The organism is Citrobacter arsenatis (genome assembly GCF_004353845.1).
GTDB lineage: Bacteria > Pseudomonadota > Gammaproteobacteria > Enterobacterales > Enterobacteriaceae > Citrobacter > Citrobacter arsenatis.
The window spans coordinates 85673-96458 of the sequence record NZ_CP037863.1; the positions used below are offsets into that span (position 1 = coordinate 85673).

General features: G+C 50.0%; 7 protein-coding genes. 2 read left to right on the plus strand and 5 right to left on the minus strand.

Going from position 1 to position 10786, the window contains the following annotated elements; genetic code table 11:
- Positions 1-28: 28 nt before the first annotated feature.
- Positions 29-5452 (minus strand): conjugative transfer relaxase/helicase TraI, encoded by a 5424-nt coding sequence (gene traI, locus E1B03_RS00585; protein ID WP_133085543.1) that lies wholly within the window; start codon positions 5450-5452, stop codon positions 29-31.
- Positions 5449-8019 (minus strand): type IV conjugative transfer system coupling protein TraD, encoded by a 2571-nt coding sequence (gene traD, locus E1B03_RS00590; RefSeq protein ID WP_133085556.1) that lies wholly within the window; start codon positions 8017-8019, stop codon positions 5449-5451. The genes traI and traD overlap by 4 nt, the downstream gene beginning before the upstream one ends.
- 211 nt (positions 8020-8230) lie before the next feature.
- Between traD and E1B03_RS00595 the strand changes: the two genes are divergently transcribed.
- Positions 8231-8479, plus strand: coding sequence for a type II toxin-antitoxin system CcdA family antitoxin (locus E1B03_RS00595; RefSeq protein WP_049271083.1), 249 nt, complete (start codon positions 8231-8233; stop codon positions 8477-8479).
- Positions 8476-8787 (plus strand): CcdB family protein, encoded by a 312-nt coding sequence (locus tag E1B03_RS00600; RefSeq protein WP_057064246.1) that lies wholly within the window; start codon positions 8476-8478, stop codon positions 8785-8787. The genes E1B03_RS00595 and E1B03_RS00600 overlap by 4 nt, the downstream gene beginning before the upstream one ends.
- On the opposite strand, the gene E1B03_RS00605 is transcribed toward E1B03_RS00600, so the two are convergent.
- The 3 genes from E1B03_RS00605 to E1B03_RS00615 form a co-directional block, all read right to left on the minus strand.
- Entirely contained in the window at positions 8784-9125 is a 342-nt protein-coding gene (locus tag E1B03_RS00605) for a hypothetical protein (protein WP_061548330.1), read from the minus strand. The two genes, E1B03_RS00600 and E1B03_RS00605, sit on opposite strands and share 4 nt — an antisense overlap.
- A 51-nt stretch (positions 9126-9176) precedes the next feature.
- A complete protein-coding gene (gene traT / locus E1B03_RS00610; protein ID WP_057064245.1) occupies positions 9177-9908 on the minus strand; it encodes a conjugal transfer complement resistance protein TraT in 732 nt (243 codons plus the stop codon).
- Positions 9909-10212: 304 nt separating this feature from the next.
- Entirely contained in the window at positions 10213-10782 is a 570-nt protein-coding gene (locus E1B03_RS00615; RefSeq protein WP_131334063.1) for a hypothetical protein, read from the minus strand.
- Positions 10783-10786: the final 4 nt, after the last annotated feature.

The window sequence follows — 10786 nt, forward strand, 5'->3', positions numbered from 1 at the left end:
GTTTCTCGATTTCTATAGGGGATGGGGATTAGCGTTCTTTCTGGATGGTACGTGTCAGTGACTGTTCTTCACGCTCCGGTAAACGACCGTGTTCAATACTGTTTGTCTGTCGCGCTATATCTCGTTCATTACGGGCCAGTTCAGTCACCTGGCGGGATACACCAGAGATATCCGCACCACGTCCGGCATCAATCTCCTGCCCGGCACGCAGTAATTTTGCCGGATCAATCTCCTGACGTTCCTCTGAGGACGCGATACTTCTGAGGATATTTTTATCGGGTTCAGGAATGTCTTTTTGTCCATCAGCACCATAAATCTCCGGTTTGATGTTCAGCTCTTCTCCGGTCGGCTGAATTATCTTCACTGACAGCGGCTCTGCAGCTTCTCCCGATGATTTCCCGGCGTCGGCCGCCAGTGACTCTTCTGTACGCTTTCGGGCTTCGTCCTGTTCACGAATATGACTGATATCGACTGCGGAATTTTTGTCGGCGTTCTGTTCGGTTTCAGGCAGAATAATTTCTGAGGATTCACGGCTGACACGTTGTACACTGATTTCTTCGTTCTCACGTCTTTCTCCGCCACTGACTTTAATCAGTTGTGCAGAAAGAGACTCAGTGCCAACCTGCCAGAACACACCATCTTCCGGTCGATTGCGAACGGCATCGAGCGCAGCCGAAAGCTCACTTACAACGACCGTATTCCCCGACTTACTTCGCTGCAACAACGCTCCGCGGCCACGTTCACTCATCACCATACGTGTCTCGCCATGTGTCAGCCTCCCTTCATTGCTCGCAACCAGAGAAACCAGCACCAGGCCTGAACTTTTGCCGTTGTTATCATAGACAGGCAGAGCGAGCGCAGGCTCTGGAAAGCGTCGGGTCGCTGGGATGATTTTCGCGGTAAGTGATGAGTCATGCATGTTCTGGTGTCGCAGCCAGGCTCGTCCAATGGCCGTCTTACTGACGGGTTGCCCCATTGACCAGATAGCTTTTGCCTGTTTACGCTGTGTTTCTGGCGCAAGCGCATCGTGGGCGGTTTTGATGTCACGCTCCGGGGATTTAACCGCGTTAATCCAGTCCTGCTTACCGTCTGTATAAATCTGGACGTGCTCCTTCACACGCGAAGCTGATATGTAAAATGCCCTGCGGGTAGCCAGAGCCTTACGCCCTTCTTCTGTGCCCTCCAGTGTTATCACGTAATCGGTACTGGCACCTTGTGCGCCATAGCCGGTTACTGCCCAGCCGTAGTCTATATGCTGCTGTGCGCGAACGTCTTTCGGGTTAATGGTTGTGTGACCTTTCTCGCCCTTAAGCCTGATATCACCTGTCTCACTGACAGATTCGACAGTATATCGCTTATTCGCTGTCTGACCCAGATCACGATCGGTCGCCGTAAATTTCAGTAAATCTCCGGCTCTGACTTCTATCTCCCGACGGTGAAACAGCTGCACGTCACCAGTAATAAGCTCCCGGGGTGAATAGAGGCCAATCCGGCCTTCTTCATCACGTACTGTTACGGTTCTGCCATTACGGTCAACGGCGAGGACATCCTGATAACGATCGCCACGTTTCACCACCATTCCCGACTGCCAGGCCTGAGTCTGGTTGAACTCATGACGTGTATGCGTGATTTTCTCAAGCACAGGCACTCTGACCGCTTTCTCTCCCAGCTCTCCCCGTTCTGCCAGCGTGGCATGAATGCCGGCATTTACTGCTCTGCGGTCGGCGTTAAGCTGTGTAATGATAAGAGTGCGATCACGTGCATCCTGCGTCCGGCCCGTCCAGTCAGCCACAATATCATCCACCGGCGTGGTCGTTTCCTGAAAGACACTGTCAGGCACGATCGCATCCACATCGCGCGAAACGCGGTCACCGGGCTGACTTTCAATTCGTTTCAGGGCTGCATCAATACGATTATCGATAATGTCATGCACCGCCCCTCGCAGCTGGGCATCTTTCTGACGAACTATCTCCTTCATGATGGCCACGTCCATCGGACTGCGTTCCTGCATCAGTTTAAAAGGCGCGCCAACATCGACAGACTCAAACTGGTCGATGTCCCCCATTGAAACAGCGCGACCTCCCCCTGCAGCAATCGCCTGAAATAGCGCGGCTGTATCCTGGTTTCCTGCCATTGAAGATTCATCAATAAGGAACACCTGCCCTTTATAGTCAGGTTTCTCACCACCGGCGGTCGCCTGTTCATGTTCCACAATAAAAGATTTAATGGTCTGTGCCCGAACGCCTACATCACTCATCTCCTTCACTGCCTGGTGTGTCGGTGCCAGACCTGTCAGTACCGGACGTACACCTGCAGGAAGAGTATCCAGTGCGGCAATAACAGCCTTAATTTGTGTGGTTTTCCCTACCCCTGCATACCCCTGAATTCCGATAAACTGGTCGGTACTGCCAAGCACCAGGGTGGTAGATTTTCTCTGACCATCAGTCAGGCCACTCATGACGGCTTCAGGGACATGGTCAAGTAGCGGTAGCTGCGTGTTTTTCCCCTGATCCACAACGCGCAGAATTGCCTTTTCCATCTCCCATGTTGAACGGGCAACCAGCTTAGGCTCCCCGCTGAGTGAAACCTGCAACAGTTCACCGGTTTTAAGCATCGAGTTAATTTCATCCCCGATGGCATCCAGGTCAGGGTGGTATTTCACAGCATCTTTTGCCAGAACCAGTGGGCTGAACGTCACCGTTCTCTGGTCGTTGACCGCACGCCAGACAGCAAGCCCTGCCTCTGTACGAACGCTGTCCTGCAGGGTTTCAACCGCACTACTGACGTTATCCTGTCCACTGAGTGTGCGGACCAACTGCACAGGGGACACATTCGTTTTCATCCTCTGCAACCGTGCTTCAGCTCTGTCCTGCACTTCAGCTGTAAAAATTTCCGCCCTGTGACCACTTTGCGCCAGAGAGTTAACCGTCTGACCTGATATATCCCGAGTGTTCAACGCGGCCAGAACCACACCACGGTCATTATCACGCCCACCGGGCGCACTGACGTAAGCATGGGTCACATACAATGGCTGGTTTTTAGGGAGCGTCAGCATGTCATTCCCTCGTCTGATTTCTATTCCTTTGTCACTGATCCCTGTAACCTCGAGACGGTCTTTAGCTTTAAGATGATGTTCACGGTCACCGGCAACAGCCAGAAGCTTTTCACCGGTAGACACATTCAGTGTTTCCTGGTTAAAAAGACGCCAGTCTGCGGTGACATCGCTTAATTTCATCCTGGTAAGCACTCCATCTCCGTCAATGAGTGAAAGTACACGGGTATCCTCATGCACCCGATCAATCACGTAAGACTGACGATTTCTGGAATCACTGCGGTCCTCAAGCACCATTCCGGGGCGATAAGAACCTGGCATGCGGCGGGTTCGCTGATCGAGCCAGACAGGGTGTCTGGCTTCAATATCCACACCGTCGCGTGCCAGTTGCCCTGCATTTTGAAGCGCATTACGAATAAGCCCTGTCAGGTGTGACTGTTCACGCTTTCCGATTACCACTGCAGTTACGTTTTCGCTACCGCCGTTCAGCTCTGCGAAGCGCGTGGCCAGTGATTCGTAGCGTTCGCGTTTGTCAGGGATACTGACCACCGAGGCTTCCAGACCTGGTGCTGGTTCTGTTCGACGGGAACGACTTATACCGGCTGACTCCAGTACCGACATGGCATTACCGTTAGCCTGACGCCCGGCGCTGTCGAGAAAGACCAGTTGAGCATCCTGCGCGCGGGCTTCACCCAGCAAAACCAGTGTTTCTTTCAGTCCAAGACGCTCTGCCCCCTCAATAATCAGCGTACTCTGGGGTTTAAGATGGAAATCGCCACTCAGGACATGCTGGCGGCTGATAAGTCTGTCACGTAGTGTGTCTGATTTTGCCAGGGATATGGCACGTTCTGCGGAACTGGCCAGAACCTGAACATCACGACCGAGTGCCGTGGAAATACCGGTTAGCTGAGTCGTCAGGTCGCGGATACCTGCCACCCCTGACGGAGCATTCATCAGTACCAGTGGGTCCTGCTCCACGACCGCCAGTGACGGCGGCGCATACTGCTCAGGTCGGGTAAAACTGACCACACTTGTGGATTTGATGTGTTCCTGGCTAAGAGCCTGAATGGACAGCTCATCCAGCAGGTGGATCCTTGAAGTAAAAACACCTTTTTCACTGTCCAGCGGTACAATCATGCCGTCTTTCAGTGACGCATCAATCGCAACACGAATATCTTTCATGTCCGGGAGTTTTTCACTCAGTTCGGCCGTTGTCAGCATCAGTTCACCAAAGGTGAAACGTGTTTTATTGTCGCTCAGCTGCGAGATGGCCTGGCGAACAGCTTCGGTCACCTCTGGAATCGGTAATGGTTCCTCGAAGCGACCGTTCGTGGTGAGATGAATTCCTCTGTCACGCGGCTGAGCAGGTGCCTGTTTTTCTCCCGACACTTTACCCTGCTCCTGTTCCGTAGTTGTTGAGGTGGTTAATCCGGGCGTTACGGGAGTGTTTCTGAGTACGCTCACTGCTCCTGGTACCTTTTCCTGGCCTGTGTATTCAGAAGGTTGAATACTGTCCTGGTAAGCCCTGAGATCAAATCCCTTCTCTTTCATCTGCCCCAGCCAGCGTTCCATGAGGCGTAACCGGGAGGGATCAACTTTGGCCCTTCGTGTATCCTTTGCCGCCACGTCCCGGCTGCGTAATGTGGCCTCAGCGCCGATTGCCCCCTGAATTTCGCGTCCCCGCGAGGAAAATTCTTCCCTGACTTCTTCCGGCACCCCCTTTATTTCCCACATGCCATGTTTACCGACTTCTTCTACCTCATGGCCCAGCGCCTCCACACGGCTTCGCAGTGCGCTGCGGTATATTTTCCCGAGCGTCACCTGCATTTTCATAACCGTCTCAATAAAACCGGCATTATGGATATAGTCAGTGGCCAGCGCTTTCCACTTACCATCCTGTTCTGTCATGTTGGCCACAAGAAGATGCGTGTGCAGCTGGGGATCAAGATTTCTGGATGTATCATGGGTGAATGCCGCCGCCACCATTTTGCCGGTATGAACGATGGAAGTGATCCCGTCTTTTGTATCACGGGCAGAAATCAGCTTCTCAACATAACCTGCAGCAATACGAACGGCATGGTTATGGGCTTCCAGCATCTCCTTATCGCCCCCAATGAGTGCCAGTATTGAGACGCTTTTGGGAGCTGAAAAAGTAAGATCGTGGCCCGGCCGGTGTACATGGTTGCCATTAATTTCTTTACCCAGGCGGGAACCATCAGGCAAACGCCCTTCCAGTACGGCTGTCAGGTCATCTCCCCTGACCTGACCATCGAGGCCCAGCGCGTCAGCGCCTTCCCCCATCCAGAGGCTTTGCAGGTTACCGAGGAAATAATAGTTATCTGAATGGCTGTAGTAGCCAGCAGCATCGGCTGCCGAGCCAATAGGGGCGACTGACATCATAATTCAGGCTCTCTGTCGTCATAATGTTGATCGTGTTCGCCATAACCCGGATCGTCGGGATTGCGATGCAATAAAATATTTTCTTCGTCCTGCGCGAGACGTTTATTCGTCTGGTGTGTTTCCGGACTGGTGTCTGTCCGGACTGTTTTTCCCGACGTCGTGACCGTTATCCCCCCATCACTATTCGGGGTGATTCGTGCATCCAGGTTCAGCGTTTCCCCTGCCGCGCTCTCATCTCCCTGCTGATCGTTGCCTGATGCGTTAGGACGTTGGCGCGCCTTTTGCAACATATCCAGGGCTGAGGTGACAGGCTGTTCAGTACCGGATGTACGATGGCGGAGACCGCGCAATGCCGCCGGCAGAGTGCTGTCCTGAACAACAGGATCGGGCACAACTGGAATGGTTGGTTCCCCAGAACACGGAGAGTCATTTGCAGAAGCAGAAACTGAGGGCGTCGGTGTTTCCTGTGGGGCTTGCCGGGTAAAAAGCAGAGGGAAAACATTATTTTTCTCAACGGAGGAAACCTTCACGACACTTGATTTTTTTTCGGGGATCACTGGTGGTGAAATAATGTCTTCCTGCTTCAGCTCAGGTTCTGTGGCCCGGACAGGAGTAACGCCTGCCGGTGGCGTTTCTTTTTCTGTCACAATGGCTGAGGGCCGGGAAGTAATGCCTGTATCGCCTCCGGATGCAGCTGTATTAGCACCCGACTTTTCCAGTATTTCATCCCCGGTCGGGAAAGTCAGACCGGCAGCAGAAGCGGCACGCTCATTTTTTTTAATCACCTTTTCCAGTTCGGGACTCAGAGCATCGCGAATGTTTCTTTCAATCAGCCCGGGTTGATGTTTTTTCGGCTTCCGGAATTTGAGTTTCAGTCGGACAACCGGATATTCACCCGGCATACGGACATAAAAACTCAGGTTAGGCAGACGCATAATCTGGTCGTAATCGACAATTGGGTCGTTAACCTCATCCTTACCCAACGACACACCATCACGGACCTGATCCAGACCGTAGCTGTTCTGCTCACGAATTTTTCGTTTACGCTGATGCCCCAGTTCCTCTTCCACCACTTTGGCCATCTCCGCACTTGGGGAACGGCCATACATGCGGGTGTTCATCAGGTCGAATATACTTTTGGCCAGCTCACGACCATAAACGTGGATCATCTGTGCCATATTCTGCATTCCCAGGACAAAACAGCCGCCGAATTTACGCGCTTCAGCCATCGTTTCTGCCAGTTCGGGGATGCGCTGAAGGCTGGGAATTTCGTCACAGATAAACCACACTCGCCGGTCGCTGTTCTCCCCCATACTCTGTAAAAACATAGTGGCCAGTGATAACCAGAGAGATATCAGAGGCCGGACACTTTTGCGGTGTCGGGCCTGTGTGGAAATAAAGAGCCAGCTGCTGTCGTACTTCGACTGTGTCATCCATTCGCGGATGGTAAACGGGGGTTTGGTACCGTCATCCAGTCCCTGCAGGTATCGCAGTGATTTGGCATAGTTGGTGACTACTGAACGGATCGATATGGCGGTCTTTTCAATTTTCTCCTCAACCAGGTTTGCCGATGGGGTGTTGGCCAGATAATCACGCAGGCTTTTCATGCTGAGGGACAACAATGTCTTGAGAAATTTCTCAATGTTGCGCTCCGGGTCAGCAGACATCCTTATGGCCAGGTCAGCATAAATGGTCCGAGAACTGGATACCCAGAAGGGGTCGGACTCTCCTTCAACGGGGATAAGACTCGTTGCAAGGTTGTCATAGTCCACAGCATCAACACACTCTCCCCACATATCCCAGTTAGCGCAGCGTTCATCATGAGCGTTAAGAATGAAATCAGTGCGGGGGTTGTAGTGGGTTTCAGTAAATGTACAGCCTGAATCATAGATAATGGCCCGATCGCCACGTTTTCGGATGAACTCCAGCAGCCAGCGAATAAGAGTCGACTTACCCACGCCAATCGTGCCGTGGATCAGGAAGTTCATTACTTCGGCCATCCTGACCATGTGTAATTCACCCACACGTAAGTCGGACAGTTCTCCACTCTTACGCAGTAGCCGGTTCACCTCGGCCGGGTTTTCCGTCAGTTGCATGCCGGAAATATACTGGTCTTCACTTTCCTTGCGGCCAATGTCGGCAATGTACCAGGCGATGCCCACGAATACACACATGCTGAACACACCGCTGACCAGCACGGCCCACTGCAGTTCATTGAAAAACTGCTCCCCCATAGCCGTCATGTAAGGGTCTGTGAGTATCTGTGGCAGGGTCATTTTCAGAACCATCTGCGTCTGAGTGGCGGCATACCAGTAATGGATGTCATAGAGTTTTGGAGTGCCCGGCGGCATCAGGTTGATGAAGCTGCTGTTAATGCTGGAAAACCACCACAGTGAGCCGTTATCGAAAACCTCCTGTGGTATGCGTAAGAAAAAGATGACGGCTGCCAGCACAGCAAAAAGGATGAAGATCCAGAATCCTATCCAGTTATTGACCTGAAAGAACATGCGCCAGCGATAGGCAGTCATCTGCCCACCCTGAGTGAGATTTTTACCTGCAAAGCTCATAGAATTTACCCGGCAGTAATCGCATCGCCAGAACGGCAACGAGATAAACGGTTGGTTAAAAAAAGAGATTCCAGCGCTCGCCGCAGACATGACTGCGCCTGTGCAGTCATGTGAGGAAGCGAAATATCACAGGAATAACGACAGGCACTTACGCTCTGGAGCATAAATGCGCTATATTTATGCGCATACATAATGCGCAGAGGATTTAACAATGAATACGACTATGCGGTCGCGCAAAAGAAGCACCAATATTTCGCTGGATGCCGCCCTGGTGGACGAAGCGAAGATGCTTAACATCAATCTTTCAGCAGCCCTTAATTCTGCTCTTGAAGACGTGGTCCGTGCCGAACGTCAGGCCAGATGGAGACAGGAAAACAAAGCGGCTATTGATGCTATGAACAAATTTACTGCTGAACATATTATTCCCGGCAGCAGTGCAGCACTGAGAGTCTTCAAATGAATCAGGGGACCGTATTCAGAAGACTGGACAATCCGGAATATCCGTATTTCGTCATTGCGCAGTCCGATCAGTTAATCGATCTCAATACACGGGTCATCATTCCTTTTGTCAGATGGCGCCAGTCATTACCTGGAATGAGCAAGATTAATCCCGTCGTTAACATCGATGGTGAACGATATATTCTGATGACGCAGCTGATTCAGACGGTCTATCTTCATGAGCTTGATGAGGAGGATATTCACAGTTACCGCCCTGAGATGAGAGATCTCATCGTCAGTGCGGTAGACTTTCTTGTTACAGGTAGCTAACTCTTAGAACCAAAAACGATACCTTTCTCCTGCATGCACCGTCGCCATGCCGATCCAGGGTCTCCGTTATCCAGAATCTCGGATTCAACATATGGGATATCCTCTAATACGAGGAATTGTGTTGTTGAATCCCCCACTCGTACATAATAAGAATCTATTTTCTTGATGGCTCTGAGTGTAGTTTTTCCATTTTTACCCAAAGAGGACGAATGGACAACCGAGGTACATTGATCGGCAGCTGATGTAACTGAACTAAATTCAGTTTGGTTATTACCAGAACAGCCAGAGAGTATCGCAACCGTTGAAATCAAGACATAATAAAACTTAAGTTTCTTCATGTTCTTTCCTAAGACAATACTGATTCAGGACAACAACTTAATTAAAGTAGGTTACATAATGCCAGCGATAGACTTAGCTAGCTGTGCTTCCAGAACCGGTTTCGCCTCTTCAAACTTTAGGTTTACCTTATTGGCATTGGACACTACTCGGGTCTGATATTTTGCCCTGTTACCTTGCTCAGTACTCGTCTGCACCTTAACTCCAGAAGTTCCTTGCTTCAAAGCGGCAACATTATCCGTTGTGACAGTGGCTTTACTGCGCTCAGAGATTTGCAGATCGGTCACCATCGTGTAGTTAATATCTTCAACCATCGCATCAGCGGCCATACCGATCAGACCGCTGGCTAGGCCAACTCCGAGTGTGGCCCCTGCAGAACTTGAGTTATACGCAGTGATACCTGCACCAAGAGCTGCGCCCATCGCGGCTCCTTCGTAGCCCGTTTTCAGGAAGCCCTGCGATTCACGCAGGTCCATTTTCTCAGCCTTCAGAACGTTGGCCTGAATCCAGTAGTCGGCCGTATCAGGAGAACTGGAAACCCGGTAACCTTTTGCGGCCAGTTCACTGGTAATTTTCGCCTGCAGGCCTGACATGTCTTTGTCGGACGTATTGCGAATCTGGAGATAAACAGTCTTCTCTGAAGATGGTTCCAGCCAGATGGTTTCACTCATCTGGGTCTTCACGTCAAGATTGCGCTTTTTCACAGCAGTGGACATGGCTCCACAGCCCGAAAGTACCAGGGTAGAGGCAACTAAAGTGACAACTGCATACTGTTTTAATTTCATGGTTTATCCTGTTTGTTTTACAAGCACATCATTTATCCTGAATTTCATTTTTGAATTCATTGATACAGAACATAAGTCCAGGATTTTTCCTAACACTCCCCAATAAGTTCGACATTAAAATACAGCATTAGAAATGCTACACAATTAATGATGTAAATTAATTAATTAGAAGGGGAAACTGAAAATAATGTAATAGAAAAGGTTAATTAAAATTTAGACAAATGCACAAGAAACAGCATCACTGATGCGGATATCACCTATAAATGTGATAACCGCAAACTTGCCAATAATGGGACCTAATCGTTTAAATTTTCTGACTTATACTCTTCAGCTTTCCTAATATGGGACCAATGCCATATCTGGTCATTTCGGCGCTAACAACGGTTTGCATAATTAAAAAAGGAAGCATAATAGCTACTGGTGATAAGACTAAAACCCAAGGAGCCTCGACAGATATTATAGCCACAGATGTATTACATAAGAAAAAGAACACTGCAAACTTTGAAATGATTTTTTTTAATCGCCCTATGATTAAAGACTTAGCTCTTGCCTCTTTGCTAAGAGATAAATAGGCTAGAGCGGGGCCATACAACGCCATTCCGATAAATAATGAAAAAACCAGAGCTAAGGAGCTAGCCGCAAGAATAAATCCATATTCACCAGTCAAAGTGGTCATATTGTCGAAATGATCAATATGAGGCACGAAACTATATACAGTCCACATGACAGCCAGCGCATAAACCGCGGCACAACTCAGAGGCAATAGCATACTTAGTTTCAAAGCATGTAAAGGACTAATCAATGGTCTATTATAGTCTTCAATACTTTCAGCCAACATTCGAATGTCATTATTTACATCTGCCTGTGTAATCACTATG

Excerpts from the sequence above, each read along its gene's own strand:
- E1B03_RS00595 (WP_049271083.1), top strand. The coding sequence starts at position 8,231 with ATGAATACGACTATGCGGTCGCGCAAAAGAAGCACCAATATTTCGCTG.
- traI (WP_133085543.1), bottom strand. The coding sequence starts at position 5,452 with ATGATGTCAGTCGCCCCTATTGGCTCGGCAGCCGATGCTGCTGGCTAC.
- traD (WP_133085556.1), bottom strand. The coding sequence starts at position 8,019 with ATGAGCTTTGCAGGTAAAAATCTCACTCAGGGTGGGCAGATGACTGCC.
- traT (WP_057064245.1), bottom strand. The coding sequence starts at position 9,908 with ATGAAATTAAAACAGTATGCAGTTGTCACTTTAGTTGCCTCTACCCTG.
- E1B03_RS00600 (WP_057064246.1), top strand. The coding sequence starts at position 8,476 with ATGAATCAGGGGACCGTATTCAGAAGACTGGACAATCCGGAATATCCG.
- E1B03_RS00605 (WP_061548330.1), bottom strand. The coding sequence starts at position 9,125 with ATGAAGAAACTTAAGTTTTATTATGTCTTGATTTCAACGGTTGCGATA.